The sequence below is a fragment of the Serratia sp. JSRIV001 genome (assembly GCF_019968745.1).
Classification (GTDB): domain Bacteria; phylum Pseudomonadota; class Gammaproteobacteria; order Enterobacterales; family Enterobacteriaceae; genus Chania; species Chania fonticola_B.
Map to the genome: position 1 here is coordinate 3,613,258 of NZ_CP074147.1, position 25,539 is coordinate 3,638,796.

General features: G+C 55.4%; 22 protein-coding genes and 1 tRNA gene. 15 read left to right on the forward strand and 8 right to left on the reverse strand.

The window, feature by feature from the left end; genetic code table 11:
• The 6 genes from KGP17_RS16785 (at position 1) to paaY (ending at position 6,419) form a co-directional block, all read left to right on the forward strand.
• On the forward strand, positions 1-1,542 hold the full coding sequence (locus KGP17_RS16785; RefSeq protein ID WP_223498004.1) for a 3-hydroxyacyl-CoA dehydrogenase: 1,542 nt from the start codon (positions 1-3) through the stop codon (positions 1,540-1,542).
• Entirely contained in the window at positions 1,542-1,982 is a 441-nt protein-coding gene (gene paaI / locus KGP17_RS16790; protein ID WP_024485592.1) for a hydroxyphenylacetyl-CoA thioesterase PaaI, read from the forward strand. The genes KGP17_RS16785 and paaI overlap by 1 nt, the downstream gene beginning before the upstream one ends.
• Entirely contained in the window at positions 1,979-3,184 is a 1,206-nt protein-coding gene (gene pcaF, locus KGP17_RS16795) for a 3-oxoadipyl-CoA thiolase (protein WP_223498005.1), read from the forward strand. The genes paaI and pcaF overlap by 4 nt, the downstream gene beginning before the upstream one ends.
• 19 nt (positions 3,185-3,203) lie before the next feature.
• Positions 3,204-4,511 (forward strand): phenylacetate--CoA ligase PaaK, encoded by a 1,308-nt coding sequence (gene paaK, locus KGP17_RS16800; protein ID WP_021180882.1) that lies wholly within the window; start codon positions 3,204-3,206, stop codon positions 4,509-4,511.
• A 357-nt stretch (positions 4,512-4,868) separates the two neighbouring features.
• Positions 4,869-5,810, forward strand: a complete 942-nt coding sequence (gene paaX / locus KGP17_RS16805; RefSeq protein ID WP_223498006.1) for a phenylacetic acid degradation operon negative regulatory protein PaaX — start codon at positions 4,869-4,871, stop codon at positions 5,808-5,810.
• Between the two features lie 12 nt (positions 5,811-5,822).
• Complete coding sequence (gene paaY / locus KGP17_RS16810; RefSeq protein ID WP_223498007.1) at positions 5,823-6,419, forward strand: phenylacetic acid degradation protein PaaY; 597 nt, start codon at positions 5,823-5,825, stop codon at positions 6,417-6,419.
• Positions 6,420-6,448: 29 nt separating this feature from the next.
• On the opposite strand, the gene KGP17_RS16815 is transcribed toward paaY, so the two are convergent.
• From KGP17_RS16815 to KGP17_RS16835, 5 genes are all read right to left on the reverse strand, one after another.
• Entirely contained in the window at positions 6,449-7,852 is a 1,404-nt protein-coding gene (locus tag KGP17_RS16815) for an amino acid permease (protein ID WP_059201139.1), read from the reverse strand.
• 15 nt (positions 7,853-7,867) lie between these two features.
• Entirely contained in the window at positions 7,868-9,052 is a 1,185-nt protein-coding gene (locus tag KGP17_RS16820; protein ID WP_021805759.1) for an amino acid aminotransferase, read from the reverse strand.
• A gap of 62 nt (positions 9,053-9,114) precedes the next feature.
• On the reverse strand, positions 9,115-9,486 hold the full coding sequence (locus KGP17_RS16825; protein WP_021805760.1) for a RidA family protein: 372 nt from the start codon (positions 9,484-9,486) through the stop codon (positions 9,115-9,117).
• The gene (locus KGP17_RS16830; protein ID WP_179249050.1) at positions 9,470-10,285 is read right to left on the reverse strand and encodes an alpha/beta hydrolase; all 816 of its coding nucleotides are present in this window, start codon (positions 10,283-10,285) and stop codon (positions 9,470-9,472) included. The genes KGP17_RS16825 and KGP17_RS16830 overlap by 17 nt, the downstream gene beginning before the upstream one ends.
• A 224-nt stretch (positions 10,286-10,509) precedes the next feature.
• Positions 10,510-11,415: a LysR family transcriptional regulator gene (locus tag KGP17_RS16835; protein WP_021805762.1), complete on the reverse strand. Its 906-nt coding sequence runs from the start codon at positions 11,413-11,415 to the stop codon at positions 10,510-10,512.
• 101 nt (positions 11,416-11,516) lie between these two features.
• Between KGP17_RS16835 and KGP17_RS16840 the strand changes: the two genes are divergently transcribed.
• The 9 genes from KGP17_RS16840 (at position 11,517) to KGP17_RS16880 (ending at position 19,332) form a co-directional block, all read left to right on the forward strand.
• On the forward strand, positions 11,517-12,143 hold the full coding sequence (locus tag KGP17_RS16840; RefSeq protein ID WP_059201142.1) for a glutathione S-transferase family protein: 627 nt from the start codon (positions 11,517-11,519) through the stop codon (positions 12,141-12,143).
• A gap of 1 nt (position 12,144) precedes the next feature.
• Entirely contained in the window at positions 12,145-13,068 is a 924-nt protein-coding gene (locus KGP17_RS16845; RefSeq protein ID WP_059201143.1) for a pyridoxamine 5'-phosphate oxidase family protein, read from the forward strand.
• 172 nt (positions 13,069-13,240) lie between these two features.
• Complete coding sequence (locus KGP17_RS16850; RefSeq protein WP_021180872.1) at positions 13,241-13,465, forward strand: YdcH family protein; 225 nt, start codon at positions 13,241-13,243, stop codon at positions 13,463-13,465.
• Positions 13,466-13,783: 318 nt separating this feature from the next.
• Positions 13,784-14,572 (forward strand): DgsA anti-repressor MtfA, encoded by a 789-nt coding sequence (mtfA, locus tag KGP17_RS16855; protein WP_021805763.1) that lies wholly within the window; start codon positions 13,784-13,786, stop codon positions 14,570-14,572.
• A gap of 93 nt (positions 14,573-14,665) precedes the next feature.
• Positions 14,666-14,741: transfer RNA gene (locus KGP17_RS16860), tRNA-Asn, on the forward strand.
• Positions 14,742-14,872: 131 nt separating this feature from the next.
• Positions 14,873-15,853, forward strand: coding sequence for a GlxA family transcriptional regulator (locus KGP17_RS16865; RefSeq protein WP_021805764.1), 981 nt, complete (start codon positions 14,873-14,875; stop codon positions 15,851-15,853).
• Between the two features lie 77 nt (positions 15,854-15,930).
• On the forward strand, positions 15,931-16,941 hold the full coding sequence (gene gap / locus KGP17_RS16870) for a type I glyceraldehyde-3-phosphate dehydrogenase (RefSeq protein ID WP_021805765.1): 1,011 nt from the start codon (positions 15,931-15,933) through the stop codon (positions 16,939-16,941).
• Between the two features lie 237 nt (positions 16,942-17,178).
• On the forward strand, positions 17,179-17,748 hold the full coding sequence (pagP, locus tag KGP17_RS16875) for a lipid IV(A) palmitoyltransferase PagP (protein WP_021805766.1): 570 nt from the start codon (positions 17,179-17,181) through the stop codon (positions 17,746-17,748).
• A gap of 126 nt (positions 17,749-17,874) precedes the next feature.
• Positions 17,875-19,332 (forward strand): AMP nucleosidase, encoded by a 1,458-nt coding sequence (locus tag KGP17_RS16880; protein WP_021805767.1) that lies wholly within the window; start codon positions 17,875-17,877, stop codon positions 19,330-19,332.
• A 30-nt stretch (positions 19,333-19,362) separates the two neighbouring features.
• Here KGP17_RS16880 and nac read toward each other — a convergent pair whose 3' ends face one another.
• The 3 genes from nac to KGP17_RS16895 all read right to left on the reverse strand — a co-directional run bounded on the left by nac (position 19,363) and on the right by KGP17_RS16895 (position 25,338).
• Positions 19,363-20,286: a nitrogen assimilation transcriptional regulator NAC gene (nac, locus tag KGP17_RS16885; protein ID WP_223498008.1), complete on the reverse strand. Its 924-nt coding sequence runs from the start codon at positions 20,284-20,286 to the stop codon at positions 19,363-19,365.
• 244 nt (positions 20,287-20,530) lie between these two features.
• Positions 20,531-24,901 (reverse strand): FKBP-type peptidyl-prolyl cis-trans isomerase N-terminal domain-containing protein, encoded by a 4,371-nt coding sequence (locus tag KGP17_RS16890; protein ID WP_081050657.1) that lies wholly within the window; start codon positions 24,899-24,901, stop codon positions 20,531-20,533.
• Complete coding sequence (locus KGP17_RS16895; protein ID WP_021805770.1) at positions 24,898-25,338, reverse strand: hypothetical protein; 441 nt, start codon at positions 25,336-25,338, stop codon at positions 24,898-24,900. Before KGP17_RS16895 ends, KGP17_RS16890 begins: the two co-directional genes overlap by 4 nt.
• Positions 25,339-25,539: the final 201 nt, after the last annotated feature.

Here is a 25,539-nt window from a genome sequence, read left to right on the forward strand (position 1 = left end):
ATGAGAGAGAAGATGGCGATAAATACCCTAGCCACCTCCGCAACGGTGGCCGTGATTGGTGCCGGAACCATGGGGATCGGTATTGCCCAGGTAGCCGCTGCGGCAGGGCATCAGGTCAAGCTGTTCGATATCGCCCTGCCCGCTGCCTCCCGCGCGCTGGAACAGCTCGAGCAACGCCTACGCAAACGGGTCGAGGCAGGTAAAGCCGATGCCCACAGCACCGCAACCCTGCTGGGACATATTCAGTTGACTGGCTCGTTGAGCGATCTGGCCGACTGCAGCCTGGTGATCGAAGCGGTGGCGGAAAAGCTGGCGATCAAACAGAGCCTTTTTCGCGATCTGGAGGCGATATGCTCCACCGATACGCTGTTTGCCAGCAATACCTCTTCACTCTCTATTACCGCCATCGCTAGCGCGCTTCAGCACCCGCAGCGCATGGCGGGCCTGCACTTCTTCAACCCGGCTCCGCTAATGAAACTGGTGGAGATCGTCGGAGGGCTGGAAACCAGCCCGGAAACGCTGAGCTGCCTGCAAGTCTTGGCTCAGCATTGGGGTAAACACAGCGTCGTGTGCCGTTCTACGCCAGGCTTTATCGTCAACCGCGTAGCCCGACCTTTCTACGGCGAAACCCTGCGCGCGCTGGAAGAACAGATTGCCGATCCGGCCACCCTTGACGCCGTACTGCGTGATGCCGGTGGTTTCGCCATGGGACCATTGCAACTAACCGACCTTATCGGTCAAGACGTCAACTATGCCGTCACCGAGTCGGTCTATCACGCTTTCTATCAGGACAGCCGTTTTACTCCTTCGCTGGTGCAACAGGAACTGGTGGCTGCCGGGCATTTGGGCCGCAAGAGTGGCCGGGGTTTCTACCGCTATGGCAGTGAGCAGGCCGTACCGTCAGCAACTTTTGCTTCGGCGGTAACGGCTGACTTGCCTCATTCCGTCACGTTGCACGGCGACTGGTCGGCCATCGGTGAGTTTGCACAGTTGCTGACGGGAAATGCGGCGGCGATCAAACATTCTGGCCAGACCAGTCCGTTTGCCCGGGTCGATGAAGTTACATTTATGTTAACAAATGGTAAAACGGCAAGCCAAGTCGCCGAAGAAATCGGATCGCCCGTGGTTCTGTTCGACCTGTCCGTCAACTATCAGCACGCCCCCGTTATCGCCATCAGCAGCGCCGAGCAGAACGCGGTGCCGCACACGGCCAAGGTCATCCGCCTGCTGCAATCGCTGGGTAAACAGGTGATCCACCTGCCTGATTATCCGGGCCTGCTGGTGATGCGCACCGTCGCCATGCTGGCTAATGAAGCCCTGGACGTGGTGAATAAAGGCGTGGCCAATGCCGCCGATACCGACGATGCCATGCGGTTTGGCGTCAACTACCCGCAAGGTCCGTTGGCTTGGGGCAGCAAGCTCGGTTGGCAACAAATTCTCACCACGCTGGAAAACCTGCAACGTTATTACGCGGAACCCCGCTATCGCCCAATGCCGCTGCTGCGCCGTTATGCCTCCCATTATTCAGGAGCCAAATGCTGATGAATGCCAACACTCCCCGCGCGCTGGCCCAGCGTTGCGCCGAACAGATGTTTAGCCAAGATACCTGCGCACAGGCAATGGATATGCGCATCGATGCCGTGGATGCCGGCATGGCCAAAGTCAGCATGACCGTCGGCCCACAGATGCTCAATGGCCACCAGACCTGTCACGGTGGCCAACTGTTCAGCCTGGCAGATACCGCCTTTGCTTATGCCTGCAACAGTCAGGGGCTGGCGGCGGTCGCTTCTGGCTGCACCATCGATTTTATCCGCCCTGCACTGGCAGGCGACCGCCTAACCGCATGCGCGGAAGTGCGTCATCAGGGTAAAACCACCGGATTATACGACGTTGAGATCGTTAACCAACTGGGGAAAACCGTCGCCTGGTTCCGTGGCCGTGCCCATCGGTTGGGCCACAGCATTTTGGGAGAGCAGCCATGAACCAGGCCTTTATTTGCGACGGCGTCCGCACGCCGATTGGCCGTTACGGCGGCGCACTGGCAAACGTGCGGGCTGACGATTTAGCTGCCCTACCGCTGCGTGCTCTGCTAGAGCGCCACCCTAATGTGGATTGGTCGCGGGTGGATGACGTGATCCTCGGCTGCGCCAATCAGGCCGGGGAAGACAACCGCAATCTGGCCCGTATGGCGGCGCTGCTGGCCGGGCTGCCGCAAAACGTTTCCGGTACCACCATCAACCGGCTATGCGGCTCAGGGTTGGATGCGTTGGCAATGGCGGCCCGCAGCATCAAGGCCGGAGAGGCCAACCTGGTCCTGGCCGGAGGAGCCGAATCCATGACCCGTGCCCCGCTGGTAATGGGTAAGGCAGACAGCGCGTTCAGCCGCCAGGCACAGCTGTTTGACACCACTATCGGCTGGCGGTTTGTTAACCCACTGATGCATGAAGCTTTCGGTACCGACTCCATGCCGGAAACCGCCGAAAACGTCGCGGCACAGTTTGGCATCAGCCGTGCCGATCAGGATGCCTTTGCCCTGCGCAGCCAGCAGCGCACCGCTCTGGCACAACAGCGGGGGATCCTGGCACAGGAAATTATCCCGATGAGCCTCAGCGGCAAAAAAGGGGCCATTACTCAGTTCAGCGAAGACGAACATCCGCGTGCAGAAACCACGTTGGAGCAGTTACAGAAACTGAAAACGCCGTTCCGTCAGCCGGGCTGTATCACGGCTGGCAATGCCTCTGGCGTCAACGACGGTGCGGCGGCGCTGATTGTCGCTTCCGAAGCCATGGCCTTGCAGCAAGGTCTGACGCCACGGGCACGCATTGTCGCCACCGCCACCTGCGGCGTGGAGCCACGATTGATGGGGATCGGCCCGCTGCCCGCGACCCGCAAAGTCCTGGAAATTGCCGGATTAAGCCTGGCTCAGATGGACGTCATTGAACTTAACGAAGCATTCGCCGCACAGGCGTTGGCGGTATTGCGCCAGCTTGGTCTGCCGGATGATGCCGAACGGGTCAATCCCAACGGGGGGGCCATCGCGCTTGGCCATCCATTGGGCATGAGCGGTGCTCGCCTGGCGCTGGCCGCCCTGTTTGAGCTGGAACGTCGCGCTGGCCGCTACGCACTGTGCACCATGTGCATTGGCGTCGGTCAGGGCATTGCCATGATTATTGAGCGTGTCTAACACCTGCGAGGCTAAAAAGATGACTACAAATCCACGGCCCATCGACGCGATTGAATTTGCTTCACGCGACGAAATCGAAGCATTACAACTGGAACGCCTGCAATGGACCCTGCACCATGCCTACAACAACGTACCTATGTATCAGCGCAAGTTCAATCAGGCCGGCGTTCACCCGAGCGATCTGAAGCAACTGAGCGATCTGGCGTTGTTCCCCTACACCACCAAGCAGGATCTGCGTGACAACTATCCTTTCGACACCTTTGCCGTGCCGATGGAACAGGTGGTACGCATTCATGCTTCATCTGGTACCACAGGCCGCCCGACGGTAGTCGGTTATACCCAGCGGGATATCGATAACTGGGCCGATATTGTCGCCCGCTGCCTGCGCTCTGCCGGAGCCACGGCCAAAGACAAAATCCACGTTGCCTACGGTTACGGCCTGTTTACCGGCGGGCTGGGTGCGCACTATGGCGCAGAACGCCTGGGTGCGACGGTGATCCCGATGTCCGGCGGCCAGACGGAGAAGCAGGTGCAGCTGATCCTGGATTTCAAACCCGACGTGATCATGGTGACTCCGTCCTACTGCCTGACGCTGATCGACGAGTTGGAACGCAAAATGGGCGGCGATGCACGCAACTGCTCCCTGCGTTTGGGCGTGTTTGGTGCAGAACCCTGGACAGAATCTCTACGCCATGAGATCGAGTCACGCATGGGGATCAAGGCGCTGGATATCTACGGCCTTTCCGAAGTGATGGGGCCAGGCGTGGCGATGGAGTGTGCCGAAAGCGGCGGCGGCCCGACCATCTGGGAAGACCACTTCCTGCCAGAGATCATCAACCCGGAGACGGGTGCGATACAGACTGACGGCGAGCATGGCGAACTGGTTTTCACCACGCTGACCAAAGAGGCGCTACCGGTGATCCGCTATCGTACGCGCGACCTCACCCACCTAATGCCAGGGGATGCCCGCAACATGCGCCGGATGGGCAAAATCACCGGCCGTTCCGACGATATGCTGATCATTCGCGGCGTGAACGTGTTCCCTTCACAGGTCGAAGAACAGATTATGCAGTTCGAGCATCTGTCGCCGCATTATCAACTGCAGGTGAGCCGTGCCGGGCATCTGGATACCTTGGCGGTACGGGTGGAACTGAAAGAGTCGGCGCTTACGCTCAGCCACCAGCAGCGTTGCGATATCTGCCACCAACTGCGTCACCATATCAAATCGATAGTCGGGGTCAGCACCGACGTCAGCATTGCCAACTGTGGCGATATTCCTCGCTCGGAAGGCAAGGCCCAGCGGGTGATCGATCTGCGACCAAGGTGATTTTTCCCCTCACCCTAACCCTCTCCCAAAGGAGAGGGGACCGATCGAGTGCGCTTGAAATTAGAGTGACTCACCTTAGATAGGGGACCGATCGAGTGTGTTTGAAATTAGAGTGATTCACCTTGGATGAGATGAAGAGAAGCCCTAGTTTGCTGAGATTATCGTTTTACTTCCAAACGAGCAGGGGCTATCAGCTCCCTCTCTGAACTGTTTGAGTTAGCTTAGATTATCGCTTTACTTCCAAACGGGCAGGGGCTATCAGCTCCCTCTCCCTGTGGGAGAGGGTTGGGGTGAGGGGCAAGCCTTTGTCGTTTATGCTAATGTCGTGTCTCAGCAAAGGCTTACCCAGGGAAAAATATGGAACATAAACTGGACGACTTTATCCGCCATGCGTTAAGTGCCCAACCGATCAGCGGCACCTCGCTGATCATCTCGCTCTACGGTGATGCGCTGAGCCATCGCGGTGGTGAGGTGTGGCTGGGCAGCTTGAGCGCACTGCTGGAAGCCCTGGGCTTCGGCGATCGTTTCGTGCGTACCTCGGTATTTCGTTTGCAAAAAGAGGGTTGGCTGGACGTAGAGAAGATCGGGCGGCGCAGCTATTACCGCGTTACCGAACAGGGTATGCGCCAGTTTCGCCATGCCGAATCCAAAATCTACCTCAGCGAACAGCCACAGTGGGACGGCAAGTGGGAGCTACTGCTGTTGGAAAGTGCGGGAAAAACCGAGCGTGCACGGCTGAAAAAAGAGCTGGGCTGGCTGGGCTTTGGCCAGATCGCCAATAACCTGATGGCCGCCCCCACTCATGCGCAAACCGACGTCGCCGCCCTGCTCGGCGAGCTCAACGCCAGTGAACAGGTGATCTACTTCCGTGCCGACTATCCCTATAACCGTTCCGAACAGACGCTGCGCCAAATGGTCGCCAACTGCTGGTCGTTGAGCGAGGTGGCCGGTTACTACCATGAGTTTATCGTCTCCTTCCGCCCGTTGATGGCCTTACTGCGCGAAGCCGACGAACAAGAACTGACGCCCCTGCGATGCTTTCAGATTAAGCTATTATTAATCCACTTTTTCCGCCGCGTGGTGTTGAAAGATCCTCTGCTGCCAGATGCCCTGTTACCCGCTCAATGGGAGGGCCAAATCGCCCGCAACCTGTGCATCAATATCTATCAGCGAGTGGATCGCGCCGCGACGGAATATGTCAGCGCTTTGGCAGAAACCTCCATCGGCACCTTACCTGCACCCAGTGCCGGTTACTATCGCCGCTTTGGCGGACTGCCGCGCGATCCCACTACATTTTGAGGAGTTTGCGCTATGCCCGTGTATCAGATTGACGGCTTGACGCCGGTGGTCGATCCCAGCAGCTATGTTCACCCCACTGCGGTCCTGATTGGCGACGTGATTATCGGCAAAGGCGTCTACATCGGCCCCAATGCCAGCCTGCGCGGCGACTTTGGGCGCATTGTGGTCGAAGACGGTGCCAACGTGCAGGATAACTGCGTGATGCACGGCTTCCCGCTGCAGGACACGATAGTGGAACAAGATGGGCATATCGGCCACAGCGCCATACTCCACGGCTGCCGCGTACGCCGTAACGCGATGATCGGCATGAATGCCATCATCATGGACGGTGCGGTCATTGGTGAGAACTCCATCGTCGGCGCGGGTTCCTTCGTTAAGGCCGCAGCGGAGATTGGCGCCAACCAACTGGTGATTGGCAGCCCGGCAAGGGTGATCCGCGAACTGACCGAACAGGAATTAGCCTGGAAACGTACTGGCACGCTCCAGTATCAAGAGCTGGTCCTACGCTGCAAAAACAGCCTGAAAGAAGTGGCCCCTCTCTCTGAACCAGAGCCAGGCCGCCAACGTCTGAACTTCGGCGACCACATCATCCCCAAAAGCCAGCTTTAGTGCTTGGCCGGGCCGCAGCCCGGTCAACATTACTCCAAACTCTGTACCGGTGCTTCAGCTGCAACCGATGCCTGCCCTCGTCGACTGTAAAAATAGATGGCGACTAGCAGCGCGGTGAAGGGAATGCCAAACCACAGCGTCATTCTAAAGAAGTCCGTGAACAACGTGGTTATCATCAAGCCAGCCATCAGGAGCGCCCCCGCCAAGGTAAAGTAAGGATAACCCCACATGCGGAACTTGAGGTGCGTCTGCGTATGCTGGCGGCGGAAGAACAGGTGGGTAACAAAGATCATCAGCCAGGTGAAACAGGCACCGTACACCGAGATCGACATCATCACCGCGAACGATTTCTCTGGGGCGGCAATACTCAGCACGATAGAGACAATAATCCCCACGCAGGAGAGCGCCAACGCATTGACCGGAATCCCCCGTTTGCTAAGCCGCCCCAGCGCCGCCGGAGCCTGCCCGGCACGGGACAGTGAAAACATCATGCGGGTGGTGATATACAGCTGGCTGTTCATGGCAGACAGTGCAGCAATCAGTACCACAAAGTTAAAGATCCCGGCGGCGGCAGGCAGATGGATCACGTTCATCGCCACCAGGAACGGGCTTTCACCAGTGCCAGACTGCCGCCACGGTACGATGGCCAGCATCAGCGCTATCGACATCATATAGAAGATAAACAGCCGCAGAATGGTGCCTTTAAACGCGCTTTTCACGGCAACCACCGGGTTTTTCGCTTCCCCTGCGGCAACCGCGATCATCTCAATACTCAGATAGCTGAATATCGATACAATCACCGCAAACCACATGCCTTTCACCCCGAACGGGAAGAAGCCACCGTTGTCGGTGAAGTTACGGATGCCGAAGGTCGGGTTGGCGGAAAACGCCAGGATGCCGATGCCAATCATGATAAACGCTGAAATGGCCACCACCTTGACGGTAGAGAGGGCGTACTCCACCTGGCCAAAAGACTTGACCCCAACCACGTTGACGACGATCACCGCCGCCGAGAACAACAGCACCCACGGCCAGATCGGCGTACCTGGGAACCAGAACTGCATATACATGCCGATGGCGGTCACCTCGGTGCCCACCGCCAACACCACGCAAGACCAATAGGAATAGCGCACCAGAAAGCCAAACAGCGGGCTGAGATAGAACTCTGCATAATCGCCGAACGATCCTGGGGTTGGGTGCTCGGAGGTCATTTCCGCCAGGCATCCCATCAGCAGCAGCGCAATCACCCCGCCGATGAAATAGCTCAGCAATACGCTTGGCCCAGCCATCTGGATCGCGTAAGCACTCCCCAGAAACAGGCCGGTACCGATGGCCCCACCGATCGCCAGCATCGACATCTGCCCGGCGGTCAGGTGCTTTTTCAGCCCATCCTGCCGCTGGGCGATAGCGTCAAAACGTTTCGCATCTTTCATGGTTGCTCACCTTTTCTATGCGGTACGGGTAACGTCAAGGATGGCGGCGGTCACATAGTCCAGGTTTTGCTGGTTCAGGCCAGGCAGACACATCCTGCCGGGCGCCACCAGATAAATGGAATATTGCTGCCGCAGTTGACCGAGCTGGCGTTCATTCAACCCGGTGTAGCTGAACATGCCCTTTTGATCGCGAATGCGGGTGTAGTCCAGCGTGGTACCGCCCTGCTCCAGGCCAGCAGCCAGGCCAACGCGCATCTGTTTGATGCGTTGACGCATGGTGGTCAACTCACTGGCCCACTGTTGGTATAGCTGCGGGTCTGCCAGCAGGGTTTCCACAATCTGGCTACCGTGAGTCGGTGGGCAGGAATAACTACGGCGGATCAGCGTCTTCAATGCACCTTTTACGTTCGCCGCCGCCTCGGCCGTAGCGCAGCGCACCGATAGCCCCCCTAAACGCTGGCCATACAGCGCCACGTTCTTGGAAAAGGAGTTGCTGACCAGAAAATCCACGTCGGTTTTCAACATCGCCCGCAGCGCGAAGCAGTCTTCGTCCAGCCCATCGCCAAAGCCTTGATACGCGATGTCAAAGAAAGGCAGTAGCCGACGCTGTTGCACCACATCGATCACCCTTTGCCATTGCGCCGGGCTGAGATCGGTGCCGGTGGGGTTATGGCAGCACGGATGCAGCAATACCACTGCCCCCTCCGGCAAAGTGGAAAGCATGTCGAGCATGGCTTCCAAACGCAGTTGGCCAGACGCATCGTCAAAATACGGGTAGGTATTCACCTTCAAGCCAGCCCCTTCGAAGATCGCCCAGTGGTTGGCCCAGGTAGGATCGGAAACCCAGATTTCGCGGCGCGCCAGATAGTGATAAATAAAATCGGCACCCAGTTTCAGTGCGCCAGAGCCACCCACACTTTGTACCGTAGCAATACGGTCCGCCGGTTCACCAAACAGCAGCGTCTGGATCTGGCGGGCAAACAGTGCAGAACCTTCGATTGGCGGGTAAGTATGTGGCCGCTGTTGTTCCAGTAAACGCTGTTCGGCAATATGTACGGCCTGCATCAAGGGAATATTACCCTGATGGTCGTAATACAGGCCTATACCCAAGTTAACCTTTTGCGGATTAGCATCCTGCATATAGGCTTCCATCAGTGACATAATAGGATCGGGCGTTGACGGGGTAATATGTGCGAACATAGATTATCCTTAACTCATTATGTAATGAATCAGCAGGTGAATATTATTTTATGAAGATTTAATTACGCTGTGGCGCTAACGGTGATTTCTATTTTCATTCCTGGCACCACCAATTTATCAACAATCACCGTTGAGCGGTTGGGATACGGATAATTAAAATACTGTTGATAGATTTTATCGAGCAGTTTAACGTCATTAACATCGGTAAGATAAACAATAACCTGTAATACATTATCGCTATGGCTATTGGCGGCCTTCAGCGTGGTGGCTAAATTATCAAACGTCAGCGTAATTTGTTTTTCCGGATCGCCGGTTTCAATAGTGCCATCCTGGCGGACCGGGCCATGGGCGGTGAATAACATCCCGCCGCCTTTGGTCGCCCAGGAAAAAGGTTGCCCGATCTCCGGCAGGCCGGTTTCAATGACTGTGCGCATCAAGATACTCTCCATCGGTAAGCAGGAAACGGTGCAGAGCGCCATCGGCGGCAAAGACCGCATCCAGCACGCTGTAATGATTAGCACCGGGGAGCGCATAACGGCTAACCGGCAGCCCCTGCGCCCGCAATGCGGAATAATAATAAAGCGATTGCCCAATCAGCTCCGGCAGTTCCGCCGCGCCGTAAAACAGCACCATGGGCTTCAAAGATAGCGGTATATTACGCGCCGGGCTTAAGGCCTCTATCTGCTGGGTGGTCAGCTTTAGCTGCTGGTTTACGTAGCTCGCCAGCAGCGGCTGTAACTCAAAAATGCCGCTGATGGGAAACACCGCCTGCACCCGCGGATGGTGTTGCCAATATGCTGCCAAATGTCCACCGGCAGAATGACCTGTGAGATAAACCGGTTTATCGCCACGCGGCTTCAGCCGCCGCTCGATGGCATCCAGCGCGCCCCCAACTTGCTGACAAATATCGGCCAAGTTAGCCGCTGGCGCCAGGGTATATTCCACCAGTACCACATCAAAACCTAATGACAATGGCATGCTGGCAATAAAAGCAAAATCCTGCTTATCACAAAACTGCCAATAGCCGCCGTGAATAAATATTATCGTGCCTTTATATTCTTCAGTTGAATAAAACCAGTCAAAAACTTCACGCGGCGCATCCCCATAAGCCATATTCAACTCATGGCGTTGCTGTTGGTAAACTCGCTGACTGCGTGATTGAAATGAGAGCAGGATCTCGTTTTCATCAGCCACCGTCGTTGCGTTATCGTAACTGCCCGCTAAAAGTTTCATATATTAAACTTTGTTTATTATTTAAGATGTGAGTTAACTATTAGCAACATGTTAAAATATTGTCAAGACAGCGCATGCGGCAATGCGTGTTCGGCGAGATAAATTTATTTTTTCCGGCAATAAGTTTCACTGGTTAAACATTTAGAGGTTATTTTAAAGTTTCATCCATGAAACTCGAAAATAAATTGAGGATAAAGGATAAGTGGGCGCAGCATGCCTCGCCCCTACGGGCGAGCCGGTTGTATTTGCGCAATTTGGCTGAGGTGCTGATAAGCGTAATCCCAAAAGGTACGCACCTTCAGCGGCATGTATTGCACATTATTCGCCACCAGTTGCACCGGCACTGGCATGGGCTCGTAGGCGGCCAGCAGCCGCACCAGCGTACCATTGGCCAGATCGTCCGCCACCTGATAAGACAGTAGCCTTGCGATCCCCTTGCCTGCCCGCACCGCCAACAGTTGAGTTTCCACCTCGTTCAACAACAAGCGCGGCGTCAAACGTACTCGCTCACCGTTTTCGTCAGGCCCAAAGCGCCATTCACCTGACGTCGGACGTAAAGTGCCGACAATAGTGTCATGATCGCTCAACTGCGCCGGTTCCAGCGGCTCCCCTCGTTGCGCCAGATAGGCTGGGCTAGCCACGGTGATGCGTGTCACCTCTCCAAGCTTACGCGCCACCTTGGAGGAATCCTGCAAATGCCCGATGCGCACCGCCACATCCAGCCCTTCATCGATCAGCTCCAGATTGCGGTCATTTAACTGCATGTCGATGTGGATTTGCGGGTAACGTTCGAGAAAAGCCATCACCATCGGTGCCACATGCTTGCGCCCAAACTGTACCGGCGAAGTAATACGCAGCAGTCCGCTCAGTTGAGCCTCTGCGGTATCCATTACCGCACCTTGATAGTCATGCAACAGAGCACGCGCGCGTTCGGCTAAACGCAAACCGGCCTCCGTAGGTGCCAGACGCCGGGTAGTGCGTTCCACCAGCCGCGCCCCCAACCGCTGCTCCAAAGCAGCGATAGCTCGGGTTACCGCCGGAGCGGAACGGCGCAGCTTGCGGGCCGCACCGGCCAAACTCCCCTGCTGGATCACCGCCACAAAAATCGCCAACTCGTCCAAACGATCCATAGATTATTCCGCCAAGTGAAATTATCAATTGCCATCTTCCCGGATACCCATCATCTGGCGCAAGAGTATTCTGGTCAGCAAGACCATAAAGGAGACTCACCATGCAAACGTTGAAACTATACGGCACTCCGGCCTCTGGCCATTGCCACCGCGTCGAGTTGCTATTGCGGATGCTAGATCTGCCTTATGAGTATTGCGAAGCCCCGGCCACGGTGCGCCGCAGCGAGGCGTTCCTGAGGCTTAATCCCGTTGGACAAATCCCGGTATTGCTGGCCGATGAGCAGGTATTGAGCGACAGCAACGCCATCATGGTGTACCTGGTCAAACGCTATGCGCCGGATAGCCACTGGTTGCCAGAAGATCCGTTGGCAGCAGCCCAAGTTCAAGCCTGGCTTTCCAAAGCGGCCGGAGAGGTGCGCTATGGCCCCGCATCTTGTCGGATGGTGGTGCAATTTTCTGCGCCAGAGAACTACCCGTCTGCACAAGCCATCGGCGCACGCTTTCTACCCCAGTTAGAGCAACATTTGGCAGAACGCGAGTTTTTGGCAACGTCTTTGCCAACGATTGCCGATCTGGCCTGTTACAGCTACGTGGCGGCCGCCCCAGAAGGTGGACTTTCCCTCAAGTCCTTCCCGGCAATCCAGCGTTGGCTAGATCGTATTGCCGCGCTACCCGGGTTCTTCCCCATGCCTGCGTTACCCCTGCCTGACCAGGCTGTAGGCCAATAACATGTCTCCCTCCATGTTTCATCCCGATGAGCAGTTGGCGCAGGATCTGGCCGGTTTTGATGCGGTGAGCGGGAATATCTATACCGCCATGCCCGATCAACATCGCGAGTTCTTCGCTCACCTGCCCTACCTGTTTGTTGCCACACTGGATGAGCGGCAGTGGCCGGTTGCTACGGTGTTCAGTGGGCCTGCCGGCTTTTTGCGCTCGCCAGATGAAACACATTTGCGGATCGTTTCGCCACGCCGGGCGGACGATCCCGCTCAGGCATCGCTCTATCCCGGGCAGCCTGTCGGCGCATTAGGGTTAGATTTCAGTAACCGCAGGCGCAACCGGGTCAACGGCATCATTAACCGCACGGATAAAAACCGCTTGGAGATTGTGGTGCAACAAAGCTTTGGCAACTGTCCGCAGTACATTCAACGGCGAGAGCTGTTCGCCGAGCCGAACGTTGCCGCCCCCATTGAGCAGTTGAGTTCGTTAGACGATCAGGCCCGACAACTGATCCAACAGGCGGATACCTGCTTTGTGGCCAGCTATGCCCACGGTGATTCAGCGCAAGGTGGCGTAGATATCTCGCATCGCGGCGGTAAACCGGGGTTCATCCATCTGGCTGGAGAAACCCTGTGGATACCGGATTTTCGCGGTAACCGTTATATGAATACGCTAGGAAACCTGCTGGCACAGCCGAGGGCGGCGCTGTTGTTTATCGATTTTGCACGCGGGGACATTCTACATTTGCAAGGGGAAACCCAGATCTTATGGCAGGCGGAAAACGAAGCCGTCGAAGGAGCCGAGCGCTACTGGCGATTTGATATCACCAGTGCATGGCGTTTTCGCCAGGCACTGGGCTGGCGCGGCAGAAACGTTGAGTTCTCTCCGGCAACGTTACGCACGGGTATTTGGCAAAATCACGCAGAAAGCTAAACGGTCGCGCATGCTCGCCCTATCCCCATTCAGCGACATTGCCACGCTGTCATCAATCTGCACAGCAGGATCTATTTTTGCTAGCTAGCGCCATTTTAAATAAATCCACGCTGGGTTACAGTGAAAGTGGAGAAGCCCTCCAGTGTACAGTTTGACTCAAAGGAGCTTGAGTATGTTTCCAGAATACCGTGAGTTAATATCGCACCTGAAATCAAGCCATCCCCGCTTCCAGTCATTGTTTGATAAGCACAACCAACTCGACCACCAAATCTCCAGGTTAGAAGGGCCTGCAGGCAACGGCTACTCTGACGAGGTGGTTCGCTTGAAAAAAGAGAAGCTACATATCAAGGATGAGTTACACAAAATACTAAAGGCAGAGGAAGCCGCGGCCAAGTAGCGCATGCCGATCCCCGCGCTACTGCGGGGATCACCGCTTGAGCGCCATTAAACCCATTGGTATAAAATTGCTTATTTATCGTTTCCATTCCATTCTTCGGGACGTTGGTCACAGACAAAGTTAAGCGTAAGTGATTGAATAGTAGCGCAGAGCAAGGTTTTAATCCGCATAGCGGGTAGCCTTGAGACGGTTTGCAAGGCCGTCGCGTTCAGCCACTCCGGCAGCTCTGCGTGAAACGCTTGCTATAGTGCCCCCTTTTGCGGCATGTTGACATTATCAGCCCCAGCCGAATGTTCCAGTGACCCTTAGAGCAACGCAATGATTAAATGGCCGTGGAAAGCAAATCAAGCGCAGGCGGAAACGTTTGCCGACTGGCAGGAAGCCCTGTCCATTCCCCTGCTCTCACCTTTGGATGAGCAAGAGCAGCGGCGTTTGGTGGCGGTTGCCAGCCAGATTTTGCAAAATAAACGCATCGTGCCTTTACAAGGGTTGGAAGTGACATCCCTGATGCAGGCGCGTATTGCCCTGCTGTTTGCGTTGCCGGTGATGGAACTGGGGGCAGAATGCCTGGACGGTTTTAACGAAGTCCTGCTCTACCCAACCCCGTTCGTGGTGGAAGATGAATGGCAGGATGATATTGGTCTGGTGCATTCCGGGCCGGTGGTACAAGCGGGCCAAAGCTGGGAACAGGGGCCTATCGTACTCAACTGGCTAGACGTGCAAGACTCCTTCGACCTTTCCGGCTTCAACCTGGTGATCCATGAAGCGGTGCACAAACTGGATATGCGTAATGGCGGCACCGCTACCGGCGTGCCCCCAATCCCGCTGCGCGATATCGCCGCCTGGGAATACGATTTACACGCCGCGATGGAAAACCTGCAGGATGAAATCGATATGGTGGGTGAAGAAGCAGCCAGCATGGATGCCTACGCCGCCAGCGATCCGGCAGAGTGCTTTGCCGTGCTGTCCGAGTACTTCTTCAGTGCCCCTGAACTGCTGGCCAACCGCTTTCCTGAGTTGTACGAGCATTTCTGCCGCTTCTACAAACAAAACCCACTGGCACGTTTGCAGCGTTGGTATGCGGACAGCGAGCCACAACGGGACTGAGTTTGCTCAGATGATGAGCTGTCGCACCCCCAGAATCAATTTTGCGTTGACACGATCTGCACGGCTGGATATGATGCGCCCCGTTCACACAATTCCTCTGTAGTTCAGTCGGTAGAACGGCGGACTGTTAATCCGTATGTCACTGGTTCGAGTCCAGTCAGAGGAGCCATATTTAGAAAAGCCCGCTTAGGCAACTAAGCGGGCTTTTTGCTTTTTCATTGGCCCCAAGAGCCCCCGCTACCGATCAATCTAGTCAGCCCCCTCACTTGACTTATTTTGTCTAATTTGTATTTTAAGGACATGCACACCTTTTTGATTATCGTCCCCGAAGGGGGCATGTTATTCGAGCCTACGGGCATTGCCGATATCCTGATGCAAGCCAACCGCTTGAGGCCGACGGATGCCGCGCATCCACCTTATCAGGTGTCGATTGCCACGACCCAGGCGCACCGCGTGATCCATGGGGGGTCGGGGCTAAATCTGCTGGCCGATCACCGTCTGACTGACCTTGATCCCACCCTGCCGCGTGACACCATTATGATCACCGGCAAAGGTATGAGCGTTGAGGAAAGCGATATCGTCGTCAATTGGCTGCGTCAGGCTGCGCCGTATGCACGGCGGATCGTATCGATTTGCGGCGGTGCGTGGCTATTGGCTCAGGCCGGTCTGCTTGATGGCCGCCGTGCCACCACGCACTGGCGGCTCCTGGAAGCGATGCAAGCTCAATTCCCCAGTGTCCACGTTGAGAAAGGCCCGATTTATCTTCAAGACGGCAATATCTGGACCTCCGCTGGCGTCAGTTCGGGCTTCGACCTCACGCTGGCTTTAGTGGAAGACGATCACAGCTTCACGTTAGCGCGCGATGTCGCCCAAGACTTGGTGATGTTCCTGCGCCGCCCCGGAGGACAGTCTCAGTTCAGCCGTTTTCTGCTCAGCCAAGCCAGCTCGCCTGGCCCAATTCGTGACCTGCAAACGTGGATACTGCAAAATCTGTCCGGCGATTTATCTGTTGAAAGGTTGGCGGAGCACGTGGCCATGAGCCCAAGGAATTTTACCCGCGTTTTCACCCGTGAAACCGGGATCAGCCCCGCCAAGTATGTGGAAGAAGTCCGCCTCGACGTAGCACGGCAACACCTGGAACAAAGCTCGGATAAGCTTGAACAAATCGCTACCGCCACGGGTTTTGGCAACAGCCTCAACCTGCGTCGCGTATTTGAAAGAAATTTACAACTCACACCCTCAGATTATCGAGAGCGTTTTCACGCTCGCACTATGTCTTAAATTGATTGTTATTTGTCATTTACGCCAAATGATCCACGCACTATTTTGGAACCAGATAACTCACCTAGGAGCACATCATGGTCAAAGTAGGCATTAATGGGTTTGGTCGCATTGGCAGAAACGTACTGCGCGCCGCGCTGGGTCGCAATGACTTTCAGGTGGTGGCAATCAATGACCTGACCGACAGCAAAACCCTGGCTCATCTTCTGAAATACGACTCGCTGCAGGGCACCTTGGCCGCCAGTGTTGAAGCCTCTGAAGGGCAGTTATTGGTGGATGGTAAAACCATTCACGTCTTCTCCGAACGCGATCCGGGCGCAATTGCGTGGAGCAGCGTGGGGGTTGATTTAGTTATCGAAGCCACCGGATTCTTCACCGACAAAGCCAAAGCCGAAGTACATATCACCAAGGGCGGCGCAAAGCGGGTGATTTTATCTGCGCCCGGTAAAGACGATGACATCACGGTCGTGATGGGCGTCAATCATGAGAAATACGATCCCGCCTTGCATAAAGTGGTCAGCAACGGCAGCTGTACGACTAACGGTTTAGCACCAGCAGCGCTGGTTCTGCACCAAAGCTTCGGTATTGAACATGGTTTGATGAACACTACCCATGCCTATACCAACAGCCAGGCCCTGCACGATCAACCGGAAAAAGATCTGCGCGGAGCCCGTGCCGCTGCGCTTTCTATCGTGCCTTATTCTAGCGGTGCGGCTAAAGCGCTCGGTAAAGTGATCCCGGAGTTGGACGGACGCCTGACCGGCTATTCACTGCGCGTACCTGTGCCCGTGGTGTCTATTGTCGATCTGACCGTCACGCTCAAACGTGATGTGACGGTAGAAGAAGTGAACGCGGCATTTCGCAAAGCGGCAACCTCAGGCCCCTTACAAGATATCTTGGGCTACAGCGATGAGCCTTTGGTATCGAGCGATTATCAGGGTGACCCACGTTCATCAATTATCGACGGGCTGTCTACGCTGGTCATCGGCGGCAATCTGGTGAAGATCCTCGCATGGTACGACAACGAATGGGCTTTCTCTCATCGTCTGGTTGATCTGGCTGTTTTGATGGACCAACGCGGTTTGTAATTTCGCTAAGCGGGCGCTCTGTGCAGCGCCCCTCATCGCCTCCCTTCTCTTCATCCCCTCCCTTCTCTTCATCCCCTCCACAAACCAACCAATGAATTTTCGCGATTACCAGAAAAGCGCCAGCCATCGGCTAGACTTTAACTTGTCAGTGCAGTACTGCTAGATCGATACCTATAAAGAGAAAAATTGCGTCGTAAACAGAATAATATGGGTCATTACCCATCAAAGGAGCACGCTATGCGGATGTTTCTTGCAGTGGTCTGGACAGGGCTGTTATTGCTAACCACGCCAACTCATGCAGCAGAACCGGAACCCAGCACCGGGCGGGTCTCGGGCTGGTGGAACTCTTTAACCAGCGGTGTCGCACAAACCTGGGAGGACCCGCAATACCACGATCTTTATCTGCCGTTTATCAGTTGGCACGCCCGTTTTATGTACGACGAGACGGATCATTACAATGAGATGCCGTGGGGCGGCGGCTTTGGGATATCGCGCTATAACGAAGAAGGTGACTGGAGTGCCCTGTACGCGATGATGTTTAAAGACTCCCACAATGAGTGGCAGCCGATTGTCGGCTATGGCTGGGAAAAGGGCTGGTATCTGGATCAGAATCAAGATTTCCGCCTTGGGTTTGGTGTGACGGCGGGGATCACCGCACGTGAAGATTTCGGCAACTACATTCCATTGCCGATCGTGCTGCCGCTGTTTTCCGCTGGCTATAAGCAGGCAACCGTTCAGTTCACCTATATCCCCGGTACCTACAACAACGGCAACGTGCTGTTTGCCTGGTTACGCTTTAGTTTTTAGTTCGGAGTCATCATATGAGCGGGCGCACATGATGCGCCCCTACTCCACGCAAGTGCAGCAGCAGATAGATTCATTCGGCCAACGCTTTACGCTATGCTGAGGTATCGCAAGAACCGAGGAAAAACAATGAATACCCCTGAAAAAAAGTCGCTGACTGCCCTGCAAGCCCTCGACCAACTCGAAGTACTGTATGACGCATCGGTCAACGCCTTGCGCGCTGCCATCAAACAATTTATCGCGGATGGCACCCTGCCAGAATCGCAGGCCCGTGCCTCGGGGCTGTTTTCCTACCCGGAGCTGCGAGTACGCTGGGATGGTGAACATCCCGACCATCCAAGAACTCGGGCCTATGGCCGGTTTACCCGGCCTGGCAGCTACACCACCACCATCACCCGGCCGCAGCTGTTCCGCCCTTATCTTGCCGAACAGTTGGCAATGCTGACCAGTGAATATGCCGCCGTGATCGAAGTGGTTCCTTCTCAACAGGAGATCCCCTTCCCTTATGTGATCGACGGCTCCGATCTGGCCTTGGACAGAACCATGAGTGCCGGGCTTACCAAGCATTTCCCCACTACCGAGCTGGCGCAGATTGGCGATGAAAATGCAGACGGCCTGTCCCCTTTTGCCAACCATTTTCCACTCTCCCATTTTGATGCGCTGCGGACCGATTTCTCACTGGCCCGTCTGCGGCACTACACCGGCACGCCGGTGGAACATTTTCAGCACTTTGTGTTGTTTACCAACTACACGCGCTATGTCGATGAGTTTATCCGCTGGGCGTGTAGCCAGATCGCCGATCCGGCCAGCCCCTATATCGCGCTTTCTTGCGCCGGTGGCCACTTTGTTACGCCAGAAACGCCAAATCCAGAGCAGACGGTGTCCGATCTAGCCTGGAAGAACCACCAAATGCCCGCCTATCACCTGATCGCCAACGATGGCCAGGGGATCACGCTGGTCAATATTGGTGTCGGCCCTTCCAATGCCAAAACCATCTGCGATCACCTGGCCGTGCTGCGTCCCCATGCCTGGCTGATGATTGGCCACTGCGGCGGCCTGCGGGAAAGCCAGTCAATTGGCGATTACGTGTTAGCCCACGCCTACCTGCGTGACGATCATGTATTAGACTCGGTGCTGCCACCGGATATCCCAATTCCAAGCATCGCGGAAGTTCAGCGCGCGCTGTATGACGCCACCAAAACGGTAAGCGGTATGCCTGGGGAAGCGGTAAAACAGCGGTTACGTACCGGGACGGTGGTCACCACCGACGATCGTAACTGGGAGCTGCGCTATTCGGCTTCCGCACTGCGCTTTAACCTCAGCCGCGCCGTCGCCGTCGATATGGAAAGCGCCACCATCGCGGCGCAGGGTTATCGCTTCCGGGTGCCTTATGGCACTCTGCTGTGCGTGTCTGATAAACCGCTGCATGGCGAGATTAAACTGCCGGGCCAAGCCAACCGTTTCTACGAGGGTGCGATTTCGGAGCACTTGCAGATCGGGATTTGTGCCATCGACCTGTTGCGGGCTGAAGGTGAACATCTGCATTCACGCAAACTGCGCACCTTCAACGAGCCGCCGTTCCGCTAACCCAAAGGCTGGGCGCCGCACGCGGCGCCCCTACAGCGCCAAAGCCAGCATTCGCGTCGGCTGATGATGGCTGACGGTAATTTCCAGCAGGATCTCCTTCACCGCTCCCGCCACCGCAGTGAGCGGCTTTTGGCCGCAAACCACTAACGCCAGCGGTACCGAAAGCGCCGGAGCATTGAGGCGGATCATCCAGGCCTTGGCCGGGCCGATCGTCGCCCTGGCAATCGATTCTGGCAGGATCGTCGCCCCCATTCCGCTAGCGATAGCGGCGCAAAGCATGCTGTGTGATTCGATCTCACCAATCACATTCGGCGTGAGTTGGCGCAGCGCCAGAGCCTCATCGACCAGGTCACGCACCAAATCCCCCTCACGTGGCAAGAACAGATTAAACCTGCTCACCGCCGATAAATCGATGCTGTTGCCCGGATGAGGGATACTTCTTGCCGCGACCAGATACAAATCCTCTTTCGCCAACGCCGTAACGTTCAGGTTCGGTGGCATGTTCTGCCCGTACATCACCGCCATATCCAGAGCCTGCGTCGCCACCTGTTGGCTCAACGCGCTGCCGATATTCTCATTCAGGCTCAGCAAAATCCCAGGATGCCGATCGCGTACCGCTTGCAACAGCGGCAGCGCCAACTGCGAGGCCGCACTGCCTTGCACCAGGCCGACCGCCACCTGCCCAACCAGCGTTTCCCCACTGCTGATCACCGCTTGCTGGGCCTGCTCGCACTGCTGAAGGATGGTTTGCGCATGCGCATAAAGAATATTGCCGGCCTCCGTGGGCATCACTCCGCGCTTGGTACGGATCAGCAATTGCTGTTTCAGTTCCCCTTCCAGAGTGGCAACTTGCTGGCTCAGCGCAGGCTGCGCAATATGCAACACCTCTGCCGCCTGAGTCAGGCTGCCGATATCGACGATCTTTACGAAATACTTCAGGCGTCTGAAATTCATCGTGGCTCCTAGCTGCGGTTAACTGCATTCAATATCAACGACTGCAACTACAGCAAAAAACGGGCCAGGCAGAACAAGCAGTGCATTATCAGCCTAAGTGATTAAAAAATAATGAAAGGTAACGATATGGCGGGATTGGGTGACAAGGTAAAGCCGTGTTCTGCACCACACTGGGGCATTGCCAGTCCCCAGCGTGGTTCAGCTAAAAAAAACCCGCCAATCGTCTGGCGGGTTAGTTATAGGATTACGGAGCTTTTTGCTCGGAGGCCGGTATCACATCCAGGATGCGTACGTTATAGACCATGGTCGCGCCCGGTGGGATATCCGGTGCCATGCCTTTCTCGCCATAGGCCAGTTCAGGTGGCACCACCAGCGTCATGTTACCGTGGTTCTTCAACTTACCTAGCGCTTCGCGGAACAGCGGTGGATACGCGCTCAGCGGCTGCGAAATTGAAGTGCCAGCCAGATCCATATCCTTGATCACTTTACCGTCGGTCAAGCTCTCTTTAACCACCACGGCAACGGTATCACCCTCACCAATCACGCTATCGCCAACATAATCGATGCGGTAATAGAAGCCTTGCTTAGACTGTACGACGCGTGGCTGCTTCTTGAACTTATCGATGTAGCTGCTGCCTTGTTTTTCGTTCTGCTGTTTGATCTTTTTATGCTGATTGCTCAGCTCCAACTCGCTTTCATACAAGGCTTTGGCAATCTGTTCTTTGGCCAGTTTGGTCTGGCCATTGATGACATCAGTGACACCTGCCAGCGCCAGTTGGCGGTTCACGTCTACACCCTGGGTCTTTTTGCTGTTGAGCAAATCCAGGATGTCATTACCCAACGCGGTACCGATCGCATAATCGCGTTTTTCCACCTGCGTTTTCGGCTCCGTGACCACGGACGTGCCAGCCGTTTGCTTTTTCTCGGCTGCAGTCAGCTTTTGCTGTAGCTGGGCAAGTTCCTGCACCTTCTGCTCATTGTCTTTGGTTTGTGCCGCCAACTGCTCTTGCAGCTTGGCACTCTCCTGCTGACTCGCCTGCTGCAACTCGGCGATCTGCTTCGCTTTCTGCTCGCTGTCTTTGGTCTGAGCCGCTAACTGCTCCCGCAACTTGGCGCTCTCCTGCTGACTCGCCTGCTGCAACTGGACGATCTGCTGCGCTTTCTGCTCGCTGTCTTTAGTCTGAGCCGCTAATTGCTCTTGCAGCTTGGCACTCTCTTGCTGACCCGCCTGCTGCAACTTGGCGATTTGCTGCGCTTTCTGCTCGATGTCTTTAGCCTGAGAGGCTAATTGCTCTTGCAGCTTGACACTCTCCTGCTGACTCGCCTTCTGCAACTGGGCGATCTGCTGCGCTTTCTGCTCGCTGTCTTTAGTCTGAGCGGCCAACTGTTCCTGCAGCTTCGCACTCTCCTGCTGACTCGCCTTCTGCAACTGGGCGATCTGCTGCGCTTTCTGCTCGCTGTCTTTAGTCTGAGCCGCTAACTGCTCCTGCAGCTTAACGCTCTCCTGCTGACTCGCCTGCTGCAACTGAGCGATCTGCTGCGCTTTCTGCTCGCTGTCTTTAGTTTGTGCGGCCAACTGCTCTTGCAGCTTGGTGTTCGACTGCTGACTGGCCTGCTGCAACTGGGCAATCTGCTGCGCTTTCTGCTCACTGTCCTTGGTCTGAGCGGCTAACTGCTCCTGCAACTTCGCCAATTCCTGCTGGCTTTGCTGGAGTTGTTTAACCTGCTGAGCCTTCTGATCGTTGTCTTTGCCATACACCGTCAACTGTTCTTGCAGCTGCTTTATCTGCTGCGCCTTCTGTTCACTGTCTTTGGTCTGCACGGTCAGTTGATCTTGCAGTTTCGCCATCGTCAGCAGCTCTTGCTGCAATTTCTTCATTTGCTGAGCTTGTTGCACGAAATCTTTGTTATTAAGCGCCAATTGCTCCTGCAACTGCTTGGCCTGTAGCGCTTTTTGTTCGCTATCCTTGGCCTGGGCAGCCAGTTGAGTCTGCAACTTGGCCAACTCTTGCTGGCCTTGCTGGAGTTGCTTCACCTGCTGGGCTTTCTGCTCATTATCCTTACTGGAAGCCGCCAACTGTTCCTGCAGCTGTTTGACCTGCTGCACTTTCTGCTCGCTGTCCTTGGCTTGAGTAGCTAACTGAGCCTGCAGCTTGGCCAGCTCTTGCTGGTTTTGCTGCAGCTGTTTCAGCTGTTGCGCTTTCTCATCATTGGCTTTGGTTTGTGCAGCTAGTTGCTCTTGCAGCTTGCTACTGGTCTGTTGCAACTGTTTCACCTGCTCGGCTTTTTGCTCGCTGTCTTTGGTCTGGATGGCTAGCTGTGCCTGCAACTCTGCGACGGTTTGCTTATTTTGTTGCAGCTGCATCACTTGCTGCGCTTTCTGCTCATTATCTTTGGTTTGCGCGGTCAACTGCTCCTGCAACTTGGCGCTCGCCTGTTGCAACTGCTTCACCTGCTCAGCTTTCTGCTCGCTGTCTTTGGTCTGAGCGGCCAGCTGTTCTTGCAGTTTTGCCAACGACTGTTGGTTTTGCTGCAGTTGTTTCAACTGCTGGTTTTTTTCATCAAGGCCTTGGGTTTGCGCGGTCAGTTGCTCCTGCAACTTGGCACTAGCCTGTTGCAGCTGCTTCACCTGTTCGGCTTTCTGCTCGCTGTCTTTGGTCTGTGCGGCCAGTTGATCTTGCAGCTTCGCCATCGCTTGCTGGGTCTTCTGCTCATTCTCTTTGCTGAGCGCCGCCAACTGATCTTGCAACTGTGTTACCTGCAGGGCCTTTTGCTCACGCTCTTTGGTCTGGGCAGCCAACTGTTCCTGCAGCTTCGCCAACGCCTGCTGGTTTTGCTGTAGCTGTGTAGCCAGTTGGGCTTTTTCAGCGTTGACTTTGGCTTGTGCCGTCAACTGCTCCTGCAGCTTGGCGCTCGCCTGTTGCAGCTGCTTCACCTGTTCGGCTTTCTGCTCGCTGTCTTTGGTCTGTGCGGCCAGTTGATCTTGCAGCTTTGCCATCGCCTGCTGCGTCTTCTGCTCATTCTCTTTGCTGCGCGCCGCCAGTTGATCTTGCAGTTGTGTTACCTGCAGCGCCTTTTGCTCACGCTCTTTGGTCTGGGCAGCCAACTGTTCCTGCAGCTTCACCAACGCCTGCTGGTTTTGCTGCAGTTGTGCAGCCAACTGCGCTTTTTCATCGGTAGTTTTGGTTTGAGCCGCGATCTGTTGCTCTTGCAGCTTGGCGCTGGCCTGCTGCAACTGCTTAATTTGTTCGGCTTTCTGCTCACTGTCTTTGGTTTGAGCAGCCAACTGTTCTTGCAGCTTCGCCATCGCCTGTTGGGTCTTCTGCTCATTCTCTTTGCTGCGTGTCGTCAGCTGTTCTTGCAGCTGTTTGACCAGTTGGGCTTTGTATTCACTGTCTTTGGTCTGGGTGGCTAACTGCTCTTGGAGCTTCGCCAACGCCTGCTGGTTTTGCTGCAGCTGCTTGGCCTGCTGGGCTTTTTCATCGTTAGTTTTAGCATACGCCGTTAGCTGCTCTTGCAGCTTGACGCTCGCCTGTTGCAGCTGCTTCACCTGTTCGGCTTTCTGCTCGCTGTCTTTGGTCTGTGCGGCCAGTTGATCTTGCAGCTTCGCCATTGCTTGCTGGGTCTTCTGCTCATTCTCTTTGCTGCGCGCCGCTAGTTGTTCTTGCAGCTGTGTTACCTGCAAGGCTTTTTGTTCACTGTCTTTGGCCTGGGCAGCCAACTGTGCTTGCAGTTTCGCCACCTCCTGCTGATTTTGTTGCAGCTGCTTGGCCTGCTGGGCTTTTTCATCGTTAGTCTTAGCATACGCCGTTAGCTGCTCTTGCAACTTGGCACCAGCCTGTTGCAGCTGTTTCACCTGCTCGGCTTTCTGCTGGCTGTCTTTGGTTTGCGCAGCCAGTTGCTCCTGCAGCTTCGCCATCGCCTGCTGGGACTTCTGTTCATTCTCTTTGCTACGCGCTGACAGCTGATCCTGCAATTGGGCTATGGCCTGCTGGTTTTGCTGTAACGTTTGCTGCAGTTGTTTGATCTGTTGCGCTTTTTGTTCGTTATCTTTGGTTTGCGCTGCCAACTGTTGCTGCAATTGCGCACTGTTACGTTGTTCCTGCTGTTGCAGCTTCATTTGCTGCATCTGCCGCTCGCTTTCCTTGGCCTGTGCGGCAAGCTGCTGCTGCAGCCGCGCATTTTCCCGCTGGCTTTGCTCAATGGCCTGTTGCAGACGCGCCAACTCTGCAGAAGAGCCCGCTGACTGAGATTGCGTTTTACGCAACTGCTCGAGAGCCGCTTCCTGGCTGGTGACTTTGGCTTTCAGCTGATTGATGGTTGCCTGCAGCGTCTTCATTTCGCGAATACGCTCACTGCCCCTCTCATCCGCCGACTTTGCCAGTGCGTTAGGTTTGCTGCTGGCAGGCTTACTACTTTTGGGTCTTGCAGGTTCTGCTGTATCCAGTTGTGAAGGCGTCAGAAACAGGAGCGCCGGAGCCTCATCCACCTGGCGTGTGATCGCGTCCAGTGAATTCAACGCATGGGCATCGGGAGTAACCGCCTCCTCAGCCCTTACTACTCCTAGCGGCAACGCCAACGTCAACAAGGCACCGCAATATATCCTGCGTTTCATTTCACGCTTTCCCCTCTCTGGATCAAGCCTTGCAGGACGTCACGTTCGATCTCGGCACATAGCTGATTGGTCTTGTATTTGTACAACGCATCAAGGGTATCTTTGGTTGTCGCATTGACATCGCCGCGTACCGCGCCATAAACCGAGGCATTGTTCACCAGACGGTTAAAGTTGGCCTGCTTGGCCGCGTAAGCCTTCGGATTGACCTGCTTGAGTGACGCCAACTCGCTTTGGCAAAGGCCAATTTTGCTGGTTTTGGTTTCTGCGGCAGCCGGTTCTGGCGGTGGGGACACGCTGATCTGTTGAGGGGGAGCTTGTACGGTGGTCGCTGGTGGGGTTTCTTGCCAACGGGTCTGTGCGGTTTTCTGGCATCCTGCCAGCAACAAACCACTGCACAGTATTACGCCTAAACAGAGGTTCTTTTGGGTGCTTATCATCGAAAATTCCTTTCAAAAAATTCCGTTACCGACAGGTCAACTCAGACCAGATCGGCTATATCCTGGATAAATAATACGAGCATTTTTCAGCAATGATATAGGGGTGGCTCTTCAGTAGCAAACATTCACTGGAACTATACTATGGCCGCTCATTGCCCCTACTCTTGCAACGTTCGCCATGGTCTATTAACTTAACGAATA

Bases quoted from the DNA above. Each gene is read 5' to 3' on its own strand.
- paaI (WP_024485592.1), top strand. From the start codon at position 1,542: ATGAATGCCAACACTCCCCGCGCGCTGGCCCAGCGTTGCGCCGAACAG.
- KGP17_RS16820 (WP_021805759.1), bottom strand. From the start codon at position 9,052: ATGTTCGCACATATTACCCCGTCAACGCCCGATCCTATTATGTCACTG.
- paaX (WP_223498006.1), top strand. From the start codon at position 4,869: ATGGAACATAAACTGGACGACTTTATCCGCCATGCGTTAAGTGCCCAA.
- KGP17_RS16830 (WP_179249050.1), bottom strand. From the start codon at position 10,285: ATGAAACTTTTAGCGGGCAGTTACGATAACGCAACGACGGTGGCTGAT.
- KGP17_RS16835 (WP_021805762.1), bottom strand. From the start codon at position 11,415: ATGGATCGTTTGGACGAGTTGGCGATTTTTGTGGCGGTGATCCAGCAG.
- KGP17_RS16785 (WP_223498004.1), top strand. From the start codon at position 1: ATGAGAGAGAAGATGGCGATAAATACCCTAGCCACCTCCGCAACGGTG.
- nac (WP_223498008.1), bottom strand. From the start codon at position 20,286: ATGAATTTCAGACGCCTGAAGTATTTCGTAAAGATCGTCGATATCGGC.
- KGP17_RS16890 (WP_081050657.1), bottom strand. From the start codon at position 24,901: ATGAAACGCAGGATATATTGCGGTGCCTTGTTGACGTTGGCGTTGCCG.
- KGP17_RS16825 (WP_021805760.1), bottom strand. From the start codon at position 9,486: ATGCGCACAGTCATTGAAACCGGCCTGCCGGAGATCGGGCAACCTTTT.
- pagP (WP_021805766.1), top strand. From the start codon at position 17,179: ATGCGGATGTTTCTTGCAGTGGTCTGGACAGGGCTGTTATTGCTAACC.
- mtfA (WP_021805763.1), top strand. From the start codon at position 13,784: ATGATTAAATGGCCGTGGAAAGCAAATCAAGCGCAGGCGGAAACGTTT.
- KGP17_RS16880 (WP_021805767.1), top strand. From the start codon at position 17,875: ATGAATACCCCTGAAAAAAAGTCGCTGACTGCCCTGCAAGCCCTCGAC.
- paaY (WP_223498007.1), top strand. From the start codon at position 5,823: ATGCCCGTGTATCAGATTGACGGCTTGACGCCGGTGGTCGATCCCAGC.
- KGP17_RS16815 (WP_059201139.1), bottom strand. From the start codon at position 7,852: ATGAAAGATGCGAAACGTTTTGACGCTATCGCCCAGCGGCAGGATGGG.
- KGP17_RS16895 (WP_021805770.1), bottom strand. From the start codon at position 25,338: ATGATAAGCACCCAAAAGAACCTCTGTTTAGGCGTAATACTGTGCAGT.
- KGP17_RS16865 (WP_021805764.1), top strand. From the start codon at position 14,873: ATGCACACCTTTTTGATTATCGTCCCCGAAGGGGGCATGTTATTCGAG.
- paaK (WP_021180882.1), top strand. From the start codon at position 3,204: ATGACTACAAATCCACGGCCCATCGACGCGATTGAATTTGCTTCACGC.
- pcaF (WP_223498005.1), top strand. From the start codon at position 1,979: ATGAACCAGGCCTTTATTTGCGACGGCGTCCGCACGCCGATTGGCCGT.
- KGP17_RS16840 (WP_059201142.1), top strand. From the start codon at position 11,517: ATGCAAACGTTGAAACTATACGGCACTCCGGCCTCTGGCCATTGCCAC.
- KGP17_RS16850 (WP_021180872.1), top strand. From the start codon at position 13,241: ATGTTTCCAGAATACCGTGAGTTAATATCGCACCTGAAATCAAGCCAT.
- KGP17_RS16845 (WP_059201143.1), top strand. From the start codon at position 12,145: ATGTCTCCCTCCATGTTTCATCCCGATGAGCAGTTGGCGCAGGATCTG.
- gap (WP_021805765.1), top strand. From the start codon at position 15,931: ATGGTCAAAGTAGGCATTAATGGGTTTGGTCGCATTGGCAGAAACGTA.